This is a genomic window from Paraburkholderia sabiae, assembly GCF_030412785.1.
Lineage (GTDB): Bacteria > Pseudomonadota > Gammaproteobacteria > Burkholderiales > Burkholderiaceae > Paraburkholderia > Paraburkholderia sabiae.
The window spans coordinates 744430-767133 of record NZ_CP125295.1; the positions used below are offsets into that span (position 1 = coordinate 744430).

Here is a 22704-nt window from a genome sequence, read left to right on the forward strand (position 1 = left end):
GAGACTAGAGGATTCACAGCATGGCAAGCCTTTCCATCCGTGACGTGTACAAGACCTACCCGAACGGGGTGCCTGTCCTGAAGGGTGTCAACATCGACATCGAAGACGGTCAGTTCCTGATTCTCGTCGGCGGCTCGGGCTGCGGTAAGTCGACGCTGCTCAACATGATCGCCGGTCTCGAGACCGTGACGAAGGGCGAGATTCAGATCGGCGGCAAGACGGTGAACAACCTGTCGCCGAAAGATCGCGATATCGCGATGGTGTTTCAGTCGTACGCGCTGTATCCGTCGATGACGGTGCGCGAGAACATTTCCTTCGGTTTGAATATCCGCAAGGTCGCGAAGGGCGAGCAGGATCAGATCGTGGCTCGCGTTTCCAAGCTGCTGCAGATCGAGCATCTGCTGGATCGCAAGCCGGGTCAACTGTCGGGTGGTCAGCGGCAGCGTGTGGCGATGGGTCGTGCTTTGGCGCGCGATCCGGCGATGTTCCTGTTTGACGAGCCGCTGTCGAATCTCGACGCTAAATTGCGTATCGAGATGCGCTCGGAAATCAAGCTGCTGCATCAGCGCTTGGGTACGACGATCGTTTATGTGACGCACGATCAGATCGAAGCGATGACGCTGGGCGATCGGATTGCTGTGATGAAGGACGGTATCGTTCAGCAGTTCGGTGCGCCGCAAGAGATTTATGATTCGCCTTCGAATCTTTTCGTTGCCGGGTTTATTGGCGCGCCGCCGATGAACTTCATTCAAGGTAAGGTTGTTGAGCAAGGCTCGGGTATCGGGCTTGAGCTTGATACGGGTGTGAAGCGTTCGGTGCTGAATCTGCCGTTTAATGGCGCGGTGAAGGGCCATGTCGGCAAGGAAGTGATTCTTGGCCTGCGCCCCGAGCGGATTACCGATACGCGGAATGCGCATAACGTCGAAGACGGTAAGCTGCAGCCGATCGAAGTTAAGGTCGATGTGATTGAGCCTACTGGTCCGGATACTCTGGTGTTTGCGCAGGTGAATGGCAAGCGGGTCGTGAGTCGTGTGCACCCGGGGGCTAATCCGCAACCCGAGCAGAATATGTCGCTGATGTTCGACGTTTCTAAGGCCGTTCTGTTTGATCCGCAGACGGAAGAGCGGATTGCTTAAGGGTTAGTTGCTGTTGTTGAGTTGGTTTTGAGAAGGCCCCGAGCGGATGAGATTCGTTCGGGGCCTTCTGGTTTTTGCGCTTCGGGTTTCGCTTGTGCGGGTGAAAGGGTGGTGAATAGGCGGTCATATACTTTGGATTGCTACCTAAACCTCAAATGCTTACGTTGCTGGAGCGACTTGCGAGCGACGGCGCACATGATGCACGCCTTGACGTTGAGTTGCTTGAGGGCATGTTGTCCGGACAAATTGCAAAGCGGTTTGTTAAATCGAAACGGGCCTGATACGTGACCGCGTAGTACCAAGCCAACCGCGGCAGACTGCCTTGACTACCGACAAAGCGCGCGAAGTGCTAACCGCCGTTGCCGACTATCAGGCTCGGGTGGCAGATAAATTGCGGCCCCATCCTGTATTCGAAAGGCCATTCAAGACGAGTGCCAGATTGCCTTGCAGCTCATACAGCTGAAAACTAGATTAAAGAGAAGGGTCTGCCGTTCCGTAAACGCGCTTAGTACAATCGACTGCGTCGGCGAGTGCCAAGGTGGTCGCACAACAAGTTTGCCGAGGACACGGAACATGACAGGTAAGGCACAGAAGGAATACATCGCGGAAGGGATCGGGAAAGTCTTCGAACACCGTAAAAACTTTCTGGTAATCGGGCTTACGGGGCGTACCGGTAGTGGCTGTACGACTGCAGCACGCGTACTTGCAACCGCACTTTTTTCTGATCTTAGTCTACCCAGTGTCCAAAACCCTCCGAGAAGTCACGAAGACCGCAAGCTTCGCATCGTGCGGCTTTGGGCGGAAAAGCATTGGCAGCCCTTTGCCACTATCAGCGTCACAGCGCTAATCCTTGCTATGGCAATACGTGAGGGAAATCAGAAGCTCGTCTCTCATCTTTTACTGATCGACTCAAATATCTCACAAGCCGAGATAGTTAAGATATTACGCCCAATTGAGAGGAAGGTAAAAAAAGCATTTGCGGTTCTGGATCGATTGCACGCTGCAGACGATCAGGAAATCCTGGACGCAATGCATACGCTTATCGTTGAAGTGGTCGCACGTCTTTCGCGGCTACGAGAAATTCTTCTCCCGCATAAGACGGCTTATACACGTTTTTTTCAAGAACTTGGCAACAATATTCGGCAGTCTGGATCGCCATTTCAAAATAAAGTTGATCCGGAGAAAATATTCACAATTCCTGCTGCCATCGAAAAAATAATTGCGTTATTTAGAAAATATTGTTCTATAAAAGGACTAGATCAACGGTATGTTGTCGTTGATGCTCTGCGACATCCGTATGAGATACGTTATTTGAGGGAAAGGATTTCCTCTTTCTACACAATGGCCGTCAGCACAACTGACGACGATCGAAAGCGGCGACTTCACGATCTGCAACTAACAAACGAAGAAATAAAGGATCTGGATAATCGTGAATATCCCGACCGCATTGCCGATGCGGACGATTATTCCGATTTGGTAAAACAAAACATCAAATCGTGCTTGGAATTGGCAGATGTTTACATATCTAATACCGGCTCCGGGAGCGAGAGCCGTATCGAACTTACGAGGCAATTAGTTAGGTATGTGACTTTGATGCAACATCCTGGTCTAGTAACTCCGACTGCGGTCGAACGATGTATGCAAGCTGCAATTGCGGCTAAGGCAAACTCTGGGTGCATTTCTCGGCAGGTAGGTGCAGTCGTTACCGATAATTCTTATTCGGTTAAGGCCATTGGGTGGAATGATGTCCCGCAAGGGCAAGTTCCTTGTTTATTGCGAAATGTATCTCATTTGATGCAGGGTGGTTATGATGCAGTCGCTTACAGTGAATACGAGCGGGGAGATTCAGAGTTTAAAGGTATCTTGGTAAAAACATATTTGTCTAATTCAAATTTTGAAGCGTTTGATGGCAGAAATCTGAGTTTCTGTTTTAAATAAGCTTATAACAAGCAAAAAAAGAAAGAAAATCAGGTTCACACACGATCGCTTCATGCTGAGGAAAATGCATTCCTTCAAATTGCAAAATATGGTGGGCAGTCGATACTCGGTGGATATTTATTTACGACTGCGAGTCCATGTGAATTGTGTGCAAAGAAGGCATATCAACTTGGGATACGAAAAATATATTATATCGATCCATACCCTGGAATTGCTACAAATCATGTGCTAGCTTCTGGAACGCAGCGGCCCGAGCTTAGTTTGTTTGAAGGTGCTATAGGAGCCGCATATCACGATCTGTATCAACCAGTGATGTCCTACAAAGATGAGTTACCGTTGCTGCTCGCAGGAGCGAGGGCAAGTTCTGAATCTTCGACGGATTGACATATAAGGGGCAATCCCCGTGGATTGGGTAAAGATAGCCTAAGGTCGCGGCGGCTTTAAAGTTCCCGCGCTGTTGCGAAGGGAAGTATTTTTCGATCAATGGAACCTGTCCGCGTTTTTGTGGGCGAGGCAGTTAAAGAATCTTCATCCGCGGGCCTGCGTGAAGCGGTCGCCAAACAGGATGGCAAACTGGTTCATTGCAGACTTCCAGTCATAGGCATGGCGCACGGACTTTGCAAGGACGTTGCGCAATGCCAGCCACAGCAGCTTGATGGCCGCTTCGTCATTGGGGAAATGGCCCCGGGTCTTGATGATCTTGCGCAATTGCATGTTCAGACTCTCGATGGCGTTGGTGGTGTACACAACGCGTCGGATCTGCGGCGGAAACACGAAGAAAGGCGTGACATGTTCCCAGGCGCGCTGCCAGGATTGCACGATCATGGGGTACCGGATGCCCCACGGGCCCTCAGCGAAAGCCTGTAAAGCCTGCTGCGCAGCCGCTTCACTCGCGGCAGCATAAATCGGGCGCAGCGCCGCTGCGAGGGGCTTACGGTCCTTGTAGCTCGCATATGCCAGACTGTTGCGGATCAGATGCACGATGCAGGTCTGCACGGCTGTCCTGGGATAAGCGGTGCCGATTGCCTCGGCCAGTCCCTTCAGGCCATCGACCACGGCGATCAGGATGTCCTGACAGCCACGCGTCTTGAGTTCGTTGAACACCTTGAGCCAGAACTTCGCCCCTTCGGTCTGCTCGATCCATAAGCCCAGCACGTCACGCTGGCCGTCAGTCTGGATGCCCAGCGCCAGATAGACCGCCTTGTTGCTGACCACGCCGTCATCGCGGATCTTCACGCGCAAGGCGTCGAAGAATACGACCGGGTACATCGGCTCGAGCGGCCGGTTCTGCCAGGCCAGCGTTTCGGCCATCACCTCGTCAGTCACCGAACTGATGAAATCGGGCGAGACCTCCGTGCCGTAGGCTCGGCCAGAAAGGCCTGGATCTCGCGCACACTCATGCCGCGCGCGTACATTGCGATGATGCGCTCGTCAAAGCCAGTGAAACGGCGCTCGTGCTTCGGGATCAGGATGGGCTCGAAGCTGCCATCGCGGTCGCGCGGCAAGTCAACCCTTAGCGGTCCGCGCTCGGTGATAACAGTCTTGCCACTGGCACCATTGCGTTCGTTGGCCTGACCGGCCGGCCGGGCCTGCCCAGGCCGGTAGCCCAGATGCATGCTCATCTCGGCACCCATCGCACGTTCGATGACCGCCTTGTTAAACGCCAGCATCAGGTCCTGCACCTGCGCCGGTGTCATCGGCCCTTTGACCAGTTCGTCCAGCAGGGCTTCGGGCAGCTCAGGCAACGGCCCGCGGGCCGCCGCCTGAGCTGCCACTGTGCGTTTCTTCTTCATCGGCATATCCATGAGCTTTTAACTCCTCATGTTATGCCTCGCCCACAAAATTGCGGATAGGTCCGATCAATGCGGCAACCTAACATCCAACTTAAACGTCACTAGCCTTGCCACAAGAATGAACCCCGTAGCAATCAACACGCTGTAGACCGTATCGAAGTTAATGTAATCCAGCAGCAGATAAACCCAACACCCAACAAGCGCACAAGTAGCATACGGCCGCGAGTCCCGCAAAATAAGAGGAACCTCATTGCAGATCACATCACGGATGATGCCGCCGAACACGCCAGTAGCCACACCCATCATCGACGCCACAAACCAGGGCATCTGCGCATCGAGCGCGAGCGACGTCCCCGAGATGCTAAACAGCCCAAGCCCCACAGCATCCGCCACGAGCAACACGCGCTCGTTAAAAACCCGCGTGTAAGCCTTCAACACAAACGGCGCAAAGAACGAGAGAACAAAGATCAGAATCGCGTACCACTGATGCTCGACCCAATAGAACGGCCTCCGATCGAGCAGCACATCTCTAACCGTCCCGCCGCCGAATGCAGTCGCCATCGCCACCAGAAAAGTCCCAACAGCATCGAGCCGTTTCGTCCGGGCTTCGATAAACCCAGAGATCGCGTAGGCAAGAATAGCCAGCGCTTCCATGATTGAAAGCGCGAGAGTGAGACGAGGATGCATCGTTGAAGAGCCTTCTTAGACTTTGCTTGACGAAGAAGACGAAGACCCGGGAGCAGACCCAGCCGACACAGGTTGCAGCAACACGAGTACAGCCCCGGCACCACCATCATGCGCACGAGCCTGCGAAAACGCGATCACTTCTTCCTTTTGCACGAGCCACGCGCGAACCTTGCCCTTCAGCACCGGTTCTTTCCCAATCGACCCTAAGCCTTTCCCATGAATCACGCGCAGGCAACGCAGACCTTTCTTACTCGCCTCACGGATGAACTCGGATAGCGCCTCACGCGCTTCCTCACGACGCATCCCATGCAGATCAAGTTGTGCCTGCACGATCCAGGCACCGCGTCGGAGCTTCTTAACGATTTCCTGGCTCACACCGGGCCGACAGTAAGACAGCGACTCATCGGTATCGAGCAGCACTTCGGGATCGAACTCATCGGAAATAGCTTCGTGCAGCACAGCTTCTTCGTCGAGTTTCGTCTGAAGCGGAACGGGAGCGGGCGGCGTGCGCGCCACCGTCGCGCGAGGCTTCGCGCCCAGCGGCGCGACTTCGCCGATTTCACGCCGGAACATGTCAGCATCGGCGGCGGCTTCACGCGACGCTTGCGCCGCCACAGCCTTCTCGCGCTGAGCGCGTTGGGATGCGCCTTTCAACGCATCGCGCAAACCGCCTAGCCCAGCCAGCCCGGCGCCGGTCTCAACCAAAGGCTTCTTCGAAGACGCCGAAGAAGACGAAGAAGCGCCAGCATCAGACGACACAGAAGCATCGTCAGGACGGGAAGCCGCTTTGCGCGGCCGTTTCGGTTCGCTCGGGTGGGGCAGGTTCTTGGGCATGGCGATCGAAGCAAAAAACAAAAAGGGCCGCCGGCATATCGCCGCGGCCCTTACGAACATCGAAAATCCAGCAAGCGCGGCACGCAGGCTGCATGCCGCTATTTTACCGATCCACGTCCGCCGTTCTAGTTGAACACCACAAACAGCGACGCAATCAAAGGATCAGATCGAACGCTCGGCTTCGGCGCTCATCGCGCGCTCGCCGATCGACTCGTGGATGCTTTCCAGATAACGCTGCGCATCCAGCGCAGCCATACAGCCCGTACCCGCGCTCGTAATTGCCTGACGGTACACGTGATCCTGCACGTCGCCGGCTGCGAACACGCCCGGCACGCTCGTGCCCGTCGCGTTGCCGTTCAGGCCGCCGTTCGTGATGATGTAGCCGTTCTTCATCTCCAGCTGACCTTCGAAGATATCCGTGTTCGGCTTGTGGCCGATCGCGACGAACAGGCCTTGCAGGTCGATATCCGTGGTCGCGCCCGTCTTCACGTTCTTGACGCGCAGGCCGTTGACGCCGCCCTCATTGCCTTTCACTTCGTCGAGCACGTGCTCCCACTTGATCTCGACGCCGCCTTCCTTTTCCTTCTCGAGCAGACGGTCGATCAGGATCGGCTCGGCGCGGAACTTGTCGCGGCGGTGGATCACCGTCACCTTCTTCGCGATGCCCGCGAGGTACAGCGCTTCTTCAACCGCCGTATTGCCGCCGCCGACCACGGCGACGTGCTGATTCTTGTAGAAGAAGCCGTCGCAGGTCGCGCACGCGGACACGCCGCGGCCCATGTACAGCTCTTCCGACGGCAGGCCGAGATATTGCGCCGACGCGCCCGTCGCGATGATCAGCGAATCGCACGTGTACTCGCCCGAATCGCCGATCAGGCGGATCGGCTTTTCGTCCAGCTTGGCCGTATGGATATGGTCGAACACGATCTCGGTGTTGAAGCGCTCGGCGTGCTCGAGGAAGCGCGCCATCAGCTCCGGACCTTGCACGCCGTTGGGATCGGCGGGCCAGTTTTCGACTTCCGTCGTGGTCATCAGCTGGCCGCCCTGCGCGAGACCCGTGACGAGCATCGGCGACAGGTTGGCGCGCGCCGCGTAGACGGCCGCCGTGTAACCGGCAGGGCCGGAACCGAGAATCAGAACCTTCGCGTGTTTGGTCGGGGAAGCTGGCATGATCGAAATCCGTTAAAAGCGTCGGTCTGCGGCGATGAAGCAATTGCCGTGACCGGCGGTACTGGCGTCGAGCCGGGAAACCTGCTTGACACGTTAGATGGGTATCAGCCCCGTATTATAAAGGGCAGGGCAAGCGGCTGCTTCATGAAGCTTTATGATGAAACCGATAGGCGATGCCAAATGCTTAAGCCGGGTAAATGGCGTAACGGCGCTGAAATCCGCCGAAAAGCCCCGCGTTTGGCCCGAAAACGTATGGGAATTACGACATTCCTGGCCGTTCGGCCAACGTTACCGTCATTTACAGCCTTGGGCGCAACAGTGCGTTTACAATAGTCGCCAACGAACGACAGGCGGCTTGCCGGCGGACATTCCCGGCACCTGAGTCAGTCCCGGCAGACGATTTGAAGGGCAACTGAAACCGGCGCCGGGGACCGGACTCGAACCGGCAATCAAACCGCTGCAGGCCGCCACACGCAACAGGCTCAATGGCAAAAGCTCCATACTCCGCGAACGCGCAGGCATTGCCTCACCGCATGTCGCGCCTTTTCACCGAAATCCGCTGGATTCTCCAGGTGGCGCTCGGCGTTTTCCTCGTGATGGCGCTGATCAGCTACAGTCGCCGCGACCCGAGCTGGACGTTCGCGGCGAAGGTCGATCACATCTCGAACTGGGCCGGCCGCGTCGGCGCCTACACCTCCGACATCCTCCTTCTGCTTTTCGGGCTGTCCGCCTGGTGGTGGATCGTCCTGCTCGCGCGACGCATCTCGACCAACTACAAGCGCATCACCCGTCAGGAAGAACCCGCCGAAGACGCGCCGCGCGACAACAGCTGGCTCGCTGACGTGTTCGCGTTCGTGCTCGTGCTGCTCGCGTGCGACGGCATCGAGGCGCTGCGCATGTGGTCGCTGAAAGTGCAACTGCCGCGCGCGCCGGGCGGCGTGATCGGCGAAGCGGTCGCGAAGGGCGTGTCACATGCGCTCGGTTTCACGGGCGGCACGCTCGCGCTGCTGATCGCGCTGGGCATCGGGTTGTCGCTGTACTTCCGCTTCTCGTGGTTGTCCGTTTGCGAGAAGGTCGGCGATTCGATCATCAATGCCGTGACGCTCGCCAAGCTGCGTCGCGAAGCGGGCCGCGACCGCAAGCTCGGCGAGGCGGCTGCCGTGAAACGCGAAGGCAAGGTCGAACAGAGCCGCGTGAAGAGCGAGGACCACGAGCCGGTGATGATCGTGCCGCCCGTGACGAAGCCGGAGAAGTCGGAGCGCGTTGAGAAAGAACGTCAGGTGCCGTTGTTCGAAAGCCTGCCTGGCGACTCCACGCTGCCGGCCATTTCGCTGCTCGATCCCGCGCCTGCCACGCAAGAAACCATTTCCGCCGATACGCTCGAATTCACCTCGCGACTCATTGAGAAAAAGCTGAAGGACTTCGGCGTCGATGTGAGCGTGGTTGCGGCGTATCCTGGTCCGGTCGTTACGCGCTACGAAGTCGAGCCAGCTGTCGGTGTGAAGGGCAGCCAGGTCGTCAATCTCGCGAAGGATCTGGCGCGCTCGCTGTCGCTGACGTCGATTCGTGTTGTCGAGACGATTCCGGGCAAGAACTACATGGCGCTCGAACTACCGAACCAGCGTCGTCAGACGGTGCGGCTGTCGGAGATTCTCGGCTCCGCCGTCTACGCCGACGCCGGCTCGCCGCTGACGATGGGCCTCGGCAAGGATATCGGGGGCAAGCCAGTGTGCGCGGATCTCGGGAAGATGCCGCACTTGCTGGTCGCGGGTACGACGGGCTCGGGCAAGTCGGTCGGTATCAACGCGATGATTCTCTCGCTCTTGTATAAGGCGAGCGCGGATCAGGTGCGAATGATCCTGATCGATCCGAAGATGCTCGAAATGAGCGTCTACGAAGGCATTCCGCATCTGCTGTGTCCGGTGGTCACGGACATGCGCCAGGCCGGCCACGCGCTGAACTGGACCGTCGCCGAAATGGAGCGCCGCTACAAGCTGATGAGCAAGCTGGGCGTGCGTAACCTCGCGGGCTTCAACAACAAGATCGACGACGCCGCGAAGCGCGAAGAGAAACTTCCTAATCCGTTCAGCCTGACACCGGACGATCCTGAACCGCTGTCGCGTCTTCCGAATATCGTCGTTGTGATCGACGAACTGGCTGACCTGATGATGGTGGTCGGCAAGAAGGTTGAAGAACTGATCGCGCGTATCGCACAGAAGGCGCGCGCGGCGGGTATCCATCTGATTCTCGCGACCCAGCGTCCGTCCGTCGACGTCATCACGGGCCTTATCAAGGCTAACGTGCCGACGCGGATGGCGTTCCAGGTGTCGTCGAAGATCGACTCGCGCACCATCCTCGATCAACAGGGCGCGGAATCGCTGCTCGGTATGGGCGACATGCTGTATCTGCCGCCGGGCACGGGCCTGCCGATTCGCGTGCACGGCGCGTTCGTATCCGACGACGAAGTGCATCGCGTCGTCGAAAAGCTCAAGGAGCAGGGCGAGCCGAACTACATCGAAGGGCTGCTGGAAGGCGGCGTGTCGGGCGAAGGCGACGAAGGTTCCGCCGACGCCTCGGGAACCGGCGCGGGCGGCGGCGAGTCCGACCCCCTATACGATCAGGCTGTCGAAATCGTCATCAAGAACCGTCGCGCGTCGATTTCGCTCGTGCAACGGCATCTGCGCATCGGCTACAACCGCGCCGCGCGTCTGCTCGAACAGATGGAGCAGTCGGGGCTGGTGTCGGCGATGTCGTCGAACGGCAACCGCGAAATTCTGGTGCCGGCACGCGAGACGGAATGACGCTCGCTGCCCGGACGCCATAAGGGAGAAAACTACATGCTGCAAATCGTTGGGTCTAAGACCCGTCTTGGCAATCTGATGCGCGTACTCGCTTTCGGCGCCTCGATGCTCGTCACGTCTCATGCTTTCGCAAGTGGCACGGATCAACTGAAGCAGTTCGTTTCGCAAGTGCGTTCGGCGCGCGGCGAATTCACGCAAACGGAAGTGCGTGCGCCGAGCAATGCGCAACAACAGGCGAGCGGCGTGCTGTCGACGCAAAATGCGTCGCAGAACAAGGTGTCGAGCGGAACGTTCACGTTCGCGCGTCCCGGCAAGTTCATCTGGGCTTATGAAAAACCGTACGCGCAGTTGCTGCAGGCCGATGGCGACAAGCTCTACGTGTACGACAAGGATCTGAATCAGGTCACGGTGCGCAAGCTGGGCGGCGCACTCGGTGCGAGCCCGGCGGCAATCCTGTTCGGCAGCAACGATCTCGACAAGAACTTCACGCTGAAGGACGCGGGCGTGAAGGCGGGCATCGACTGGCTCGAGCTGATTCCGAAGTCGAAGGACACGCAGTTTCAGCGTGTCGGCATCGGCTTCAAGGACGGCAATCTCGAAGCGATGGAATTGCACGACGTGTTCGGCAACGTGACGCTGCTGAAATTCTCGAACATCCAGAAGAACCCGTCGCTGCCCGCGGACGCGTTCAAGTTCACGGTGCCCAAGGGCGCCGACGTGATCAACGGCTAAACGTCGCGTTCATGCATGTAGGCCGGGCGACGGATGCGCGGCCTTCATATCGTCGATAAACGCATCGACGATTTCGGTCCGATGCTGCCGCGTCCGCGTGACCATATGAAACGCGACGCGGTAGCCCATCTGCTGCGGGTTTACCGCAGCGAGCAAACCTTCCTTCACATACGGCGCGGCGAAGTGCCCCGGCAGATAGCCGAGGTGATGACCCGACAGCACGAGCATCGCGACGGCTTCCATGTTGTCGGCGACAGCGGAGACATTGTGCGGCGTTGCTGAAGCTTCGGCCTCGGGCAGCGGATAGCTGCGCCACGCCCACTCATGCTGCGCGGCTTCGGCGGGGGAGACATCGCCCGCGCGAGCGAACAGCGGATGCCCCTTTGCGCAATACGCGAACTGCTCCTCTGAAAAAATCTCGGTGTATTCAAGCGACGGCACACGGTGCCAGAAATATCCGATGCCGATCTGAATCCGTCCGCTCAACAACAATTCTTCGAGTTCTCCTGGAGAGCGCACGAGAATTGAGAATCGCACCGACTCGTCCCGGGCGCGAAAGCGCGCGATCGCATCGCTGATACGCGCACTTTCCGACACGGGCGTATGCCCGATCATGCCGATTCCGAGCGTGCCGACCAGCTTTCGTCCGACATTTCGCGCCTGCACGCCGAAGGCATCGACGGCTGACAGCAGCGCGCGCGCCGCCTCGACGAACTGTTCGCCTCGCGCGGTCAGGCTAAAACCGCTGCGGCCGCGTTCGCACAGCCGGTACCCCAGACGGGTTTCAAGCGTCGAAAGTTGCGTGCTGATGGTGGACTGGCCTACATTCAAGGTAGCCTGAGCAGGCGAAACGCCGCCCGCGTCCACAATGGCGAGGAACACGCGGATCAGGCGCAGGTCGAGATCGGTCAGTTGCGAGAACATACGGCAGGATACATCGGTGCGAATCGATGTGAAGTTTTTTCTGTCGGCATTTTATCTTCGCCGGAACTGCACAAAAATAAGAAATGCCCCGGCGTCGCGCGCTTTGCGGCGGCTGGATTTGACGCTTTTTCAAGACGCTGTGCTTTTCATTGGCGAACCACGATGAATACTTCCTCGAATTTCGTTTCTCCGGACCTCACGGAGCGGCCGCAGCCGTTGTCGGGCAACGCGATGCCGCGCTCCGGCGGGATCGCCACCATGATGCGGCTGCCGAACGTCGGCTCGGCGGAAGGGCTCGACGTGTGCTTCGTCGGCGTGCCGTTCGATCTGGGCACGTCGAACCGCACGGGTGCGCGCTTCGGTCCGCGTCAGATTCGCGCGGAATCGGTACTGCTGCGCCCGTACAACATGGCGACGCGTGCCGCGCCGTTCGACTCCCTGCGTGTCGCCGATATCGGCGACGTTGCGATCAATCCGTATAACCTCCTGGATTCGATCGGCCGCATTGAGCGCGCTTACGACGAAATCCTGCAACACGGCACGAAACCGATCACGCTCGGCGGCGATCACACGATCGCGCTGCCGATCCTTCGCGCGATCCACCGCAAGTACGGCAAGGTCGGCCTGATTCACGTCGACGCGCACGCCGACGTCAACGACACGATGATGGGCGAAAAGATCGCGCACGGCACGCCGTTCCGCCGCGCGGTCGAAGAGGGCTTGCTGGATTGCGATCGCGTGGTGCAGATCGGTCTGCGCGGCACGGGTTACGCGGCGGAAGACTTCGACTGGTGCCGCGATCAGGGCTTTCAGGTCGTGCAGGCGGAAGCGTGCTGGAACCAGTCGCTGGTGCCGCTGATGGCGCGCGTGCGTGAGCAGATGGGCGACGGCCCTGTCTACATCACCTTCGATATCGACGGGATCGATCCGGCTTTTGCGCCGGGCACGGGCACGCCGGAAATCGCCGGACTGACGGTGCCGCAGGCGCTCGAAATCGTGCGCGGCGCGCGTGGGCTGAATATCGTCGGCTGCGATCTGGTCGAAGTGGCGCCGCCGTACGATCCGTTCGGCACGACCGCGCTGCTCGGCGCGAATCTCGCGTTCGAACTGCTGTGCGTGCTGCCGGGCGTCGAGTATCGGCCGGCTACGCGCTAATTCATCGCACTGGCGATTCACAGAATCGCCCAGACAACGCCCATAACGTCTGTTATGGGCGTTTTTGTTTCTCATCACCCGAGGCCCAATTCGCCACATCCTAGGCATTTTTAAGAATAGTGAGCTAGAGACGGACCCCTCGCTTCGGTACGCTGCAAGGGCTTCGGCGCGATTTCGACAAGAATTCTTGGATAAATCGTAAAGCGCGCCGCACCCCTTCCTAATACGTCTCTCGCAGGATCCAGTCATGTACGGCGATTTGCAAAATCCCGAGGCCACAGTCGATCGCTATTCATCCGCAGTCTCGCTGTATGGCAACGCACGCTTCCAGGAAGCGCTCGCGATGCTTGAACCTTCGCTGATCGCACACACCGCCGACGCGCAGGTTTTGAATCTGGCCGCGGCGTGCTGCCTGTCAATCGATCGTCCGCACGATGCCGAGACTTACTGGCGGCGCGCGATTGCTGTGAAGCCGGATTACTGCGACGCGCACAGCAACCTGGGCGTCGTGCTGAAAGAACTGGGCCGCCTGGACGAAGCCGCAGCGTGTTATCACAACGCGCTGGCCATTACGCCGAATCACGCCGGCGCTTACGTGAACATGGGGCGGCTCTATGCGCAACTCGGCCGGACGGACGAGGCCGAATCGGCCTATCTGCGCGCGCTCGAACTTCAGCCAAATGACGGCGACTTCCTGGTCAATCTTGGCGTGCTGTATCAGGCCCAGATGCGCTTGCCCGAAGCCGAAGCAGCATATAAAAGCGCAATCATGGCCAATCCGCGCGACGTCAAGGCGCATTTCAATCTCGGCGTGGTGCTCAAGATGCAGCATCGCTTTGCCGAAGCGGAGGCGTCGTATCGACAGACGCTCGCGCTTCAGCCCGATTACTTCGAGGTGAAGATCAACCTCGCGCATCTGCTGCTCAACGTCGGGCGTCTGGAAGAGGGTTGGGCGCTGTTCGAAACCCGCTACGATTCCGCGTGGCCGGCTCGCAAGATTGCGCCGCCGCCAGTCGGGTTTCCGATCTGGCGCGGCGAGTCGCTCGCGGGGAAGTCCTTACTCGTGTGGCCCGAGCAGGGGCACGGCGACAGCCTCCAGTTCTGCCGCTATCTGCCGATGCTCAAGGCTCTAGGACTCGCGAAGCTGAGCGTCGCGTGTTCGCCTGCATTGCAAAGTCTGTTCGAGACGATCGAAGGCGTCGACCGATGCATTGTGCTCGATGGCGAGCACGACATTCCGCAGCACGACTACGTGTGCCTGACGATGAGCCTGCCGCAGCGCCTCGGCACGACGACGCTCGACGCCATTCCGCGCACAACGCCTTACCTGCGCGTGCCTCCCGCGTACTCCGCGAAATGGAAAGGACGTCTGCCCGAAGGCAACCTCAAGGTAGGACTTGTCTGGGCCGGCGATCCGCGTCCCGATCAACCGGAGATCAACGCCGTCGACCGCCGCCGTTCGCTCGATGCGCGCGCGTATCTTCCGCTGCTGCGCGTGCCGGGCATCACGTTCGTCAGCTTGCAAAAGGGCGCGTCGACGCAGCCGCAAATCGACACGCTCCCGCCGGAACTGCGTCCATTCGATCCGATGCACGACGTTCACGAGTTTGCGGACACAGCCGCGATCATCGAACAACTAGACCTTGTGATTACCGTCGATACATCGATCGCGCATCTGGCGGGCGCGTTGAACAAGCCGACGTGGATTCTCTCGCGCTACGACGGTTGCTGGCGCTGGCTGCACGATCGCGACGATACGCCGTGGTATCCGCGCGCACGTCTGTTCCGTCAGACGCAGCCTGGCGAGTGGGGCGAGGTGATCGAGCGCGTGAGAACTGCGCTCGAAGAATGGTCGACGAGCGAGCGCGCGCCGACCTGAAGATCTTCAAAAATCAGGCGTAAGCCTGCTTGCGCGCCGATACGAACGCGAGATAGCACACCGCGCCGATCACCAGCGCGGGCAGCGTCGCGCCGAGATTCGGCAGCCACTGGTTGATCGCCTGATACGCGGCGATGCCGATCGCCCACGCAATGAACGCGCTCATGTGCCAGCCGCCCGAGTAGCCGTAGCGGCCTTGCGTATCGGCGAGCGCGTCGACTTCGATGCGGCGCTTGCGCACGATGAAGTGATCGACCAGCACGACGCCGAACAGCGGCGCGAACACCGAACCGATCAGCAGCAGGAAGTTCTGATACTTCGCCATCGGCACGGCGAGCGCGATCAGCGTGCACAGCGCGCCAAACGCGGCCGACAGCAGCGGCACGCTCGCGCGCGTCCAGAACGTGCCCGTCGACACCGCCGCCGAGTGAACATCGGCGAACGCGTTGTCGATCTCATCGATCAACACCAGCAGCAGCGCGAGGCCGCCACCCGCCTGCGCGAGCGCCGTGGTCAGCAGCGCATCGCCGCCACCTGCGGCCAGTCCGTACACCGCGCCGAGCGCGTAGAACCAGATATTCGCGATGCCATAACCGAGGATCGTGCCGCGGAACGTCTCGCCCGCCTTGCGGCCGAAGCGCGTGTAATCGGCGATCAGCGGCAGCCACGACAAAGGCATCGCGACGACGAGATCGATCGCGCCGCCAAACGACATTTCGCCGTTGCCCGGACGATGCATCAGCTCGCCGAGGTTCTGCTTCGCGAGCACGGCGTACGTCAGCCATCCGGCGCCCGCCAGCAGGAGCCAGATGCCCCACGTGCGCAAAAAACGCCGCACGAACGACAGCGGGCCGCTGATCGCGAGCAGCGTCGCGAGCACGCCGAAGATCAGCGTCCAGAGAAGCGGGGCCGAGAAACCGAACGCCTGTTTGGAGAGGGCATCGGCGGAATCGCGCATCACGATCACTTCGAACGAGCCCCAGCCAACCAGCTGAACCATGTTCAGCACGGCGGGAATCGACGCGCCACGCACGCCGAGCGTCGGACGCAGCGACGACATCGCCGCAAGCCCCGTGTCCGTGCCGATTACGCCCGCGAGCGCGAGCAGCACCACGCCGATCACACTGCCGATCAGAATCGCCAGCAGCGCGTGCGGCAGCGAGAGGCCGGGCACCAGCAGCGCGCCCGCCTGCGCGACCAGCAGGCCGATGCCGAGCGAAAACCAGAGTGCGAACGCGTCGCCCGTCTTGAACGCGCGGCGCGCGTCCGGCACCGGCTTGAGCGGTGCGTAGGTCGAGCCGGTCTCGCCGGCGATTGGATCCTGAGCCATCGAATCTGTTTCCTGTCTGTCTGTCGTTGTCGTATCGGCTGTGATTTGCAACCGTATGTTGTCGCTATCCTGTCCGGCGCACGGTACGTGTCTTGCGGACCGCCCATCAGATTCCGCCTATGACATCTGCCGCGAAGCCTCGCTGCGCGGCGGCTGTCATAATGCACAACTCTGCATGCGCCGCTGCACGCCGGATGACGGTTTCGCGCGGTTGCGTGCCGTTCCGGGACAGACCGCCGCGCGCCATGCGGTGCATGCTGTGCGTGTGACGGTTTATACCCGAAAAGCCGAGATTATCCCCAAAACGCCATGTTTGAAGAAACCCGCGCCAATGTTCCGCTCGCCGAGCGCCTTCGGCCCCGCACCATCGACGAAGTGATCGGGCAGAAGCATCTGCTCGGCCCGAACAAGCCGCTACGCGTCGCGTTCGAGTCGGGCGAAGCGCATTCGATGATCCTTTGGGGCCCGCCCGGCGTCGGCAAGACCACGCTCGCGCGCCTGATGGCCGACGCGTTCGACGCGCAGTTCATCGCGCTGTCGGCGGTGCTGTCGGGCGTGAAGGACATTCGCGAAGCCGTCGAAACGGCGCAGATCCATCGCGCGAACGGCCACCAGACGCTCGTGTTCGTCGACGAAGTGCATCGCTTCAACAAGAGCCAGCAAGACGCGTTCTTGCCGCACGTCGAGTCCGGACTGTTCGTGTTCGTCGGCGCGACGACGGAGAACCCTTCGTTCGAGGTGAACAGCGCGTTGCTGTCGCGAGCCGCCGTCTACGTGCTCAAGAGTCTCGACGCGGACGAGCAGCGCGAACTGCTCGACCGCGCGCGGAAGGAACTCGGCGGCCTCACGTTCACGGACGAAGCGCGCGACGCGCTGATCGGTTCCGCCGACGGCGACGGTCGCAAGCTGCTGAACAATATGGAGATCGTCGCGCGCGCGGCGGCTCAGCAGAAGAAAACGGAAATCGACGGCGAACTGCTCGCCAGTGCGCTCGTCGAGAATCTGCGTCGCTTCGACAAAGGCGGCGACGCGTTCTATGACCAGATCAGCGCGCTCCACAAGTCGGTGCGCGGCAGCAATCCGGACGGCGCGCTGTACTGGTTCTGCCGGATGCTCGACGGCGGCGCGGACGCGCGTTATCTGTCGCGGCGCCTCGTGCGCATGGCGTGGGAGGACATCGGGCTCGCCGATCCGCGTGCGGCGCGCATCGCGCTCGACGCCGCCGAAACCTACGAGCGCCTCGGCACACCCGAAGGCGAACTGGCGCTCGCGCAAGCCGTGATCTATCTGGCCGTCGCGCCGAAATCGAATGCGGGCTACAACGCGTACAACGCGGCGCGCAGCTTCGTCGGCAAGGACCAGTCGCGCGCCGTGCCGATCCATCTGCGCAACGCGCCGACCAAGCTGATGAAGGAACTCGGCTACGGCCACGAGTATCGCTACGCGCACGACGAACCGGACGCGTACGCCGCAGGCGAGACCTATCTGCCCGACGGCATGCGCGACCCACGCTGGTATCAGCCGACGCCGCGCGGGCTCGAAGGCAAGATCGGGGAGAAGCTCGCGCGACTCGCCGACCTCGATGCGCAATGGCGCAGCGAGAACCGGAAGAAAAGCTGAAGCGCGTTGCACCTGACCCGACAATGCCGCCGGCCAGCCGCGCCGGTGCGCTAAAATCGCCCATTCAACCAACGAACTGTCGCCCCATCCCATGCTTGACATCCAGCTGCTGCGCAAAGACATCGACGGCGTCGCGAAACGCCTCGCCGATCGCGGCTATACCCTCGACGTCGCGGCGTTCTCCGCGCTCGAAGCCGAACGCCGCGCCATCCAGACCCGTACCGAAGAGCTGCAGGCAAAGCGCAACAGTCTGTCGAAGCAGATCGGCGCGATGAAAGGGCGGGGCGAAGACACGTCGGCGGTGATGGCCGAAGTCGGCGGTATCGGCGACGAGATGAAGGCGTCGGCGGTGCAGCTCGAAGACATCCAGAAGCGTCTGTCCGACCTGCTGCTCGGCGTGCCGAACCTCGCGCACGAAAGCGTGCCCGTCGGCAACGATGAAGCGGGCAACGTCGAAGTGCGCCGCTGGGGCACGCCGCGCACGTTCGACTTCGAGGTGAAGGATCACGTCGATGTCGGGACGCCGCTCGGCCTCGATTTCGAAACGGGTGCGAAGCTGTCGGGCGCGCGCTTCACGATGCTGCGCGGACAGATCGCGCGTCTGCATCGCGCGCTCGCGCAGTTCATGATCGACACGCACACGCAGCAGCACGGCTATACGGAAGTCTATACGCCGTACATCGTCAATCCTGAGATCCTGTTCGGCACGGGCCAGCTGCCCAAGTTTGCCGACGACATGTTCCGTGTCGAAAAGGGCGGCGGCGAGAATACGGTCACGCAGTACCTGATCTCGACGTCGGAGATTTCGCTGACGAACACGGTGCGCGACAGTATCGTCGACGCGAACGAGCTGCCCATCAAGCTGACGGCGCATTCGCCGTGCTTCCGCTCGGAAGCGGGCTCGTATGGCCGCGACACGCGCGGCATGATCCGCCAGCATCAGTTCGACAAGGTCGAGATGGTGCAGATCACGTCGCCTGACACGTCGTATGACGCGCTCGAGCAGATGGTCACGCACGCGGAGACGATCCTGCAGAAGCTCGAACTGCCGTATCGCGTGATCACGCTCTGCACGGGCGACATGGGCTTTTCGGCAGCGAAGACGTACGACCTCGAAGTGTGGGTGCCGGCGCAGAACACCTATCGCGAGATTTCGAGCTGCTCGAATACGGAAGCGTTCCAGGCGCGCCGGATGCAGGCGCGCTTCCGCAACGCGCAGGGCAAGCCCGAACTCGTGCATACGCTCAACGGTTCGGGACTGGCAGTCGGCCGTACGCTCGTCGCGGTGCTGGAGAATTTCCAGAACGCGGACGGCTCGGTCACGGTTCCGGCGGCGCTGCGTCCGTATCTGGGCGGCGTCGAACGTCTGGAAGTGAAGGCGGCCGGCTGAACGGATTGACGTCTCCAGGTCCTTTTCAAGTTTCTGCGAAAAATGACTTGGAAATCGAAAACAGGTGTTCTATAATCTTCGTCTCACGCAAGCAACGACCCGCTTAGTGTGACGCGACAAGACCACCTTGGTGGGAAGTCAAAGAATCTGGAAAGGTGGCAGAGAGGTCGAATGCGCCGGACTCGAAATCCGGTATACGGTTATACCGTATCGTGGGTTCGAATCCCACCCTTTCCGCCAGATGCAAAGCGAAACAGGCCCTTCGGGGCCTGTTTTCGTTTGTGCCGCTCTTTTCACGCGCGGCCGATATCGCCTCCTGATCCTCCGAAGCCGGACGCCGCAAATTACACGGCCATAGCGCCACAATCCCGTTTTCTCGCTCGTCCGCTCGCGACAGATCTACGAATCCGCGCAAGCACATGTTCGTCTGCACATCGCATGTCGACAGGCATCGCGGGCGTTCGGCGACTCGTCGAACGCTACTGCACAAAAACCATTGGTACGGTCGTTGCGTGATCTGTGTTGTCTGCCCAACCACAATTGGAGTCCAACATGACGAGCCCCAATCGCGAGGAAAGCACACAACCGAAAGATCCGGCCGAGATTCCGCCGAACGAGCTCAACAAGCCGATCGGCGATGCGATTCCCACGCCTGTCGAACCCGGCCTCGATCAACCGTTGCCCGAAAAACCAAAGACGGATGACGAAGATCCGGACGAACCGATAGGCGACGAGGATCCGCCGCCAGGCGTGCCGACGCCGGGCCCATCGGATTTCGCATGACGTAGCCCGTCCGTTCATCAACCTTCCGCTACAGCCCGAAGCGCTCAGCAACGCCAAAGATCGTTTCGGGCTGCGCATCAAACCCCGCCATTGAAACGCCAGCGTGAACAGATGCCGCGGAACCGAAGACTCCCGTCAGTTTCTCGCCGGCGACCGCTTCGCTGCTTTACTAAGCCCGACTTTGTGCCTACGATGAAGTTGCACTTTTTTCCGCCCGACATCAGTGCGGACAAGTAAAAAGTCACCAGCGATTGTTCACGGAAGCTGGTCGTGAATATTCGCAGTCCATATGAAGATTTGCGCCAATGGGCCACTTTGCCCGTTCATTTTCTGGCGCAAGTAGTTGACCTCGGCGGTCAACCAGTGCATCAGTACAAGACGATGTCACGGTTTCATGCGTAAAGGCAGAGGCGTCGCGCGCCCATTCCCGCGCCGCCCGGATGCGTTGCTAACAACAACGAAGGCGTGCGCACGTGGTCGCGGCAGTATGAGTGCGAACGTCTTGAGGAACGGTAAGCCATGCACATCGCTATATCTGCTTTGACAGTCGCGGTGGCTGCAATCATTGTCTGGTGGTCGCTGCATCTGCGACGCGTCGCGCCGGAGCGCGTCGGCGGTTCCATGCCGATGCGCAGCGGCGTATCCCTGTTGCCCTGGTTCAAGCGCGCGGCGAACCCTCTCGCGCGCATGGGAAGCCTGCATGGCGCAAGCGGTTACTTCACGTTCTTGCGTCGCCAGTCCGGCGCGTCGAACGAACTCGCCGATGTCATCGAGTGCCTGCCCGTCGCGTCCGTCGTGTTCGACGAACATGGCGTGATCGTCCTCGCCAATGCGCAGGCCGAACGGCTTTTCGACTACCGGCGCGGCGTGCTGGCGGGTGCATGTGTCGGCATGGTCGCGCCGGCGCTTTCACAGGAAAGCCGCGCGTCGGGCGGCGCTTCGCAGCAAGCAGGCCGTCCCGCTTCGACCCGCACGCGCAGCCTGCGCGCGCGCCGCCGCGACGGCAGCGAGTTTCCCGTCGAAATCGCGACGAGCGCAATCCGCTATGAAGGGCGCATCGCGACCGTCGCGTTCATCACCGACATGACCGAGCGCTTCGAACTCGAACGCAATCGCCGGGAGCTCGCGCATCTGACGCGCGTATCGACGATGGGCGAACTGGCCGCGTCGCTCGCACACGAACTGAACCAGCCGCTGACGGCGATTCTCAGCAACGGCCAGGCCGCGCAGCGCTTCATGGATCAGGAGCCGATCGATCTCGCCGAAGTGCGCGACATCCTGAAGGACATCGTCGACGACAGCGGGCGCGCGAGCGAAGTGATCCGCCGGATGCGCGCCTTCGTGAAGAAGGAAGAGCAGCAGCAACTTTTCAGTCTGGATGCGGGCGGCCTGCTGCGCGACGTCGCGCTGCTCGTGCATGGCGATGCCGTCGCGCGCGGCATCCATGTGTCGCACGTGATCGACGACGGCTTGCCCCCCGTGCGCGGCGACAAGGTGCAACTGCAGCAGGTGCTACTGAATCTGCTGCTCAACGCGTTCGATGCCGTGAGCGAATGCGGTTCGCCCGATCGCGTGGTGGCGCTCTTTGCGCAACCCGGCCGCGACGGCATGGTGCGTATCGCCGTGCGCGATCGCGGACACGGCCTGACGCCCGACAGGCTCGAATGCATCTTCAAGCCGTTCGTCACGTCGAAGCCGCAAGGTCTGGGTCTCGGGCTGTCGATCAGCCGCTCGATCGTGCAGATGCACGGCGGCCGCCTGTGGGCCGAGAACAACCCGGATCAGGGCATGACGTTCTATGTCGCGTTACCTGCAGCGCGCGAAACGAGCAGCGCCGGTGCTGCGCAGGCGGCGTCATGAGCCTGTCCGCCGCGCTCGTCTACGTCGTCGACGACGACCCGTCGGTGCGCCGCGCGCTCACGCGGCTCATCCGGTCGGCGGGACACGAGGTGGAGGCGTACGGCTCGGCGTGTGAATTTCTCGCGCATGCGGTTGTCGAGCGCACGCCGGCTTGCGTCGTGCTCGACGTGCAGCTGCCCGATCTGAGCGGACTCGAACTGCAGCGCGAACTCGATGCCCGTTTGCCCATCATCTTTCTGACGGGGCACGGCGACATCGCGATGACGGTCGGCGCGATCAAGGCCGGCGCGACCGATTTCCTCACCAAGCCCGTCGACGACGACGATCTGCTGCGCGCGATCGATCACGCGCTCACGCGTTCCGTCGAAGTGTCGAAGTCGATGCACGAACTGGAAGTGTTGCGCAGCCGCGTCGGACGCCTGACGGTGCGCGAACGCGAAGTGATGAATCTGATCGTGCTCGGCCTTCTGAACAAGCAGGTGGCGTGCGAACTCGGCACCGTCGAGAAAACCGTCAAGGCGCATCGCGCGCGTGTGATGCAGAAGATGGAGGTCGGCTCGCTCGCGGAACTGGTGCGCATCGCCGACAAGGTGGCCGTCGCTTGCGAGTCTACAGCCGACGGCATACGAGACCAAGGTCCAATACCACCGACGCCCGCAGTCTCATAGTCTA

Annotated in this window: 18 protein-coding genes, 1 tRNA gene and 1 pseudogene; 14 read left to right on the top strand and 6 right to left on the bottom strand. The window is 60.4% G+C overall.

The features are described from left to right. The first annotated feature begins 20 nt into the window (after nt 1–20). The 3 genes from QEN71_RS03350 (at nt 21) to QEN71_RS44755 (ending at nt 3458) form a co-directional block, all read left to right on the top strand. Nucleotides 21–1136 (top strand): ABC transporter ATP-binding protein, encoded by a 1116-nt coding sequence (locus QEN71_RS03350; protein WP_201661481.1) that lies wholly within the window; start codon nt 21–23, stop codon nt 1134–1136. Between the two features lie 573 nt (nt 1137–1709). Beyond that, nucleotides 1710–3074, top strand: a complete 1365-nt coding sequence (locus QEN71_RS03355) for a hypothetical protein (protein ID WP_201661484.1) — start codon at nt 1710–1712, stop codon at nt 3072–3074. A gap of 78 nt (nt 3075–3152) precedes the next feature. After that, nucleotides 3153–3458, top strand: coding sequence for a hypothetical protein (locus QEN71_RS44755; protein ID WP_407675469.1), 306 nt, complete (start codon nt 3153–3155; stop codon nt 3456–3458). A gap of 144 nt (nt 3459–3602) precedes the next feature. Here the strand turns inward: QEN71_RS44755 and QEN71_RS03360 are convergent. The 3 genes and pseudogenes from QEN71_RS03360 to QEN71_RS03370 form a co-directional block, all read right to left on the bottom strand. Beyond that, nucleotides 3603–4873: pseudogene (locus tag QEN71_RS03360) on the bottom strand (IS256 family transposase). Nucleotides 4874–4933: 60 nt separating this feature from the next. Then, nucleotides 4934–5554 (bottom strand): trimeric intracellular cation channel family protein, encoded by a 621-nt coding sequence (locus QEN71_RS03365; RefSeq protein WP_201661485.1) that lies wholly within the window; start codon nt 5552–5554, stop codon nt 4934–4936. 15 nt (nt 5555–5569) lie between these two features. Continuing rightward, nucleotides 5570–6388 (bottom strand): Smr/MutS family protein, encoded by an 819-nt coding sequence (locus QEN71_RS03370; RefSeq protein ID WP_201661488.1) that lies wholly within the window; start codon nt 6386–6388, stop codon nt 5570–5572. Here QEN71_RS03370 and QEN71_RS03375 point away from each other — a divergent pair. Beyond that, the gene (locus QEN71_RS03375; protein WP_267909743.1) at nt 6387–6521 is read left to right on the top strand and encodes a hypothetical protein; all 135 of its coding nucleotides are present in this window, start codon (nt 6387–6389) and stop codon (nt 6519–6521) included. The genes QEN71_RS03370 and QEN71_RS03375 overlap by 2 nt on opposite strands. A gap of 29 nt (nt 6522–6550) precedes the next feature. Here the strand turns inward: QEN71_RS03375 and trxB are convergent, their stop codons facing one another. Beyond that, a complete protein-coding gene (gene trxB / locus QEN71_RS03380; protein WP_201661490.1) occupies nt 6551–7558 on the bottom strand; it encodes a thioredoxin-disulfide reductase in 1008 nt (335 codons plus the stop codon). 485 nt (nt 7559–8043) lie between these two features. Here trxB and QEN71_RS03385 point away from each other — a divergent pair, with 485 nt between their 5' ends. Continuing rightward, nucleotides 8044–10359: a DNA translocase FtsK gene (locus QEN71_RS03385; RefSeq protein ID WP_201661505.1), complete on the top strand. Its 2316-nt coding sequence runs from the start codon at nt 8044–8046 to the stop codon at nt 10357–10359. A 36-nt stretch (nt 10360–10395) separates the two neighbouring features. Then, nucleotides 10396–11091, top strand: coding sequence for an outer membrane lipoprotein chaperone LolA (gene lolA / locus QEN71_RS03390; RefSeq protein ID WP_201661508.1), 696 nt, complete (start codon nt 10396–10398; stop codon nt 11089–11091). A gap of 9 nt (nt 11092–11100) precedes the next feature. On the opposite strand, the gene QEN71_RS03395 is transcribed toward lolA, so the two are convergent. Continuing rightward, the gene (locus tag QEN71_RS03395; protein WP_201661511.1) at nt 11101–12015 is read right to left on the bottom strand and encodes a LysR family transcriptional regulator; all 915 of its coding nucleotides are present in this window, start codon (nt 12013–12015) and stop codon (nt 11101–11103) included. Nucleotides 12016–12177: 162 nt separating this feature from the next. Between QEN71_RS03395 and speB the strand changes: the two genes are divergently transcribed. Together speB and QEN71_RS03405 are read left to right on the top strand one after the other, a co-directional pair. After that, nucleotides 12178–13170 carry an agmatinase gene (speB, locus tag QEN71_RS03400; protein ID WP_201661514.1) on the top strand — a complete coding sequence of 331 codons (993 nt, stop codon included), beginning with the start codon at nt 12178–12180 and terminating at the stop codon, nt 13168–13170. Between the two features lie 247 nt (nt 13171–13417). Then, nucleotides 13418–15049, top strand: coding sequence for a tetratricopeptide repeat protein (locus QEN71_RS03405; protein WP_201661517.1), 1632 nt, complete (start codon nt 13418–13420; stop codon nt 15047–15049). A gap of 13 nt (nt 15050–15062) precedes the next feature. On the opposite strand, the gene cytX is transcribed toward QEN71_RS03405, so the two are convergent. Then, nucleotides 15063–16379 carry a putative hydroxymethylpyrimidine transporter CytX gene (gene cytX, locus QEN71_RS03410; RefSeq protein ID WP_201661519.1) on the bottom strand — a complete coding sequence of 439 codons (1317 nt, stop codon included), beginning with the start codon at nt 16377–16379 and terminating at the stop codon, nt 15063–15065. Between the two features lie 309 nt (nt 16380–16688). Here cytX and QEN71_RS03415 point away from each other — a divergent pair, with 309 nt between their 5' ends. The 6 genes from QEN71_RS03415 (at nt 16689) to QEN71_RS03440 (ending at nt 22700) form a co-directional block, all read left to right on the top strand. Continuing rightward, the gene (locus QEN71_RS03415; protein WP_201661522.1) at nt 16689–17999 is read left to right on the top strand and encodes a replication-associated recombination protein A; all 1311 of its coding nucleotides are present in this window, start codon (nt 16689–16691) and stop codon (nt 17997–17999) included. A gap of 91 nt (nt 18000–18090) precedes the next feature. Then, on the top strand, nt 18091–19389 hold the full coding sequence (gene serS, locus QEN71_RS03420) for a serine--tRNA ligase (RefSeq protein WP_201661525.1): 1299 nt from the start codon (nt 18091–18093) through the stop codon (nt 19387–19389). A gap of 149 nt (nt 19390–19538) precedes the next feature. Next, nucleotides 19539–19629: transfer RNA gene (locus QEN71_RS03425), tRNA-Ser, on the top strand. A 312-nt stretch (nt 19630–19941) separates the two neighbouring features. Further along, entirely contained in the window at nt 19942–20172 is a 231-nt protein-coding gene (locus QEN71_RS03430) for a hypothetical protein (RefSeq protein ID WP_201661528.1), read from the top strand. A 519-nt stretch (nt 20173–20691) separates the two neighbouring features. Next, nucleotides 20692–22032, top strand: a complete 1341-nt coding sequence (locus QEN71_RS03435) for a PAS domain-containing sensor histidine kinase (protein ID WP_201661531.1) — start codon at nt 20692–20694, stop codon at nt 22030–22032. Then, complete coding sequence (locus tag QEN71_RS03440; RefSeq protein WP_201661534.1) at nt 22029–22700, top strand: response regulator transcription factor; 672 nt, start codon at nt 22029–22031, stop codon at nt 22698–22700. Before QEN71_RS03435 ends, QEN71_RS03440 begins: the two co-directional genes overlap by 4 nt. The last annotated feature ends 4 nt before the right edge of the window (nt 22701–22704 follow it).

Excerpts from the sequence above, each read along its gene's own strand:
- QEN71_RS03350 (WP_201661481.1), top strand. The coding sequence starts at position 21 with ATGGCAAGCCTTTCCATCCGTGACGTGTACAAGACCTACCCGAACGGG.
- QEN71_RS03355 (WP_201661484.1), top strand. The coding sequence starts at position 1,710 with ATGACAGGTAAGGCACAGAAGGAATACATCGCGGAAGGGATCGGGAAA.
- QEN71_RS03365 (WP_201661485.1), bottom strand. The coding sequence starts at position 5,554 with ATGCATCCTCGTCTCACTCTCGCGCTTTCAATCATGGAAGCGCTGGCT.
- QEN71_RS03375 (WP_267909743.1), top strand. The coding sequence starts at position 6,387 with ATGGCGATCGAAGCAAAAAACAAAAAGGGCCGCCGGCATATCGCCGCG.
- QEN71_RS03370 (WP_201661488.1), bottom strand. The coding sequence starts at position 6,388 with ATGCCCAAGAACCTGCCCCACCCGAGCGAACCGAAACGGCCGCGCAAA.
- trxB (WP_201661490.1), bottom strand. The coding sequence starts at position 7,558 with ATGCCAGCTTCCCCGACCAAACACGCGAAGGTTCTGATTCTCGGTTCC.
- QEN71_RS03385 (WP_201661505.1), top strand. The coding sequence starts at position 8,044 with ATGGCAAAAGCTCCATACTCCGCGAACGCGCAGGCATTGCCTCACCGC.
- lolA (WP_201661508.1), top strand. The coding sequence starts at position 10,396 with ATGCTGCAAATCGTTGGGTCTAAGACCCGTCTTGGCAATCTGATGCGC.
- QEN71_RS03395 (WP_201661511.1), bottom strand. The coding sequence starts at position 12,015 with ATGTTCTCGCAACTGACCGATCTCGACCTGCGCCTGATCCGCGTGTTC.
- speB (WP_201661514.1), top strand. The coding sequence starts at position 12,178 with ATGAATACTTCCTCGAATTTCGTTTCTCCGGACCTCACGGAGCGGCCG.
- QEN71_RS03405 (WP_201661517.1), top strand. The coding sequence starts at position 13,418 with ATGTACGGCGATTTGCAAAATCCCGAGGCCACAGTCGATCGCTATTCA.
- cytX (WP_201661519.1), bottom strand. The coding sequence starts at position 16,379 with ATGGCTCAGGATCCAATCGCCGGCGAGACCGGCTCGACCTACGCACCG.
- QEN71_RS03415 (WP_201661522.1), top strand. The coding sequence starts at position 16,689 with ATGTTTGAAGAAACCCGCGCCAATGTTCCGCTCGCCGAGCGCCTTCGG.
- serS (WP_201661525.1), top strand. The coding sequence starts at position 18,091 with ATGCTTGACATCCAGCTGCTGCGCAAAGACATCGACGGCGTCGCGAAA.
- QEN71_RS03430 (WP_201661528.1), top strand. The coding sequence starts at position 19,942 with ATGACGAGCCCCAATCGCGAGGAAAGCACACAACCGAAAGATCCGGCC.
- QEN71_RS03435 (WP_201661531.1), top strand. The coding sequence starts at position 20,692 with ATGCACATCGCTATATCTGCTTTGACAGTCGCGGTGGCTGCAATCATT.
- QEN71_RS03440 (WP_201661534.1), top strand. The coding sequence starts at position 22,029 with ATGAGCCTGTCCGCCGCGCTCGTCTACGTCGTCGACGACGACCCGTCG.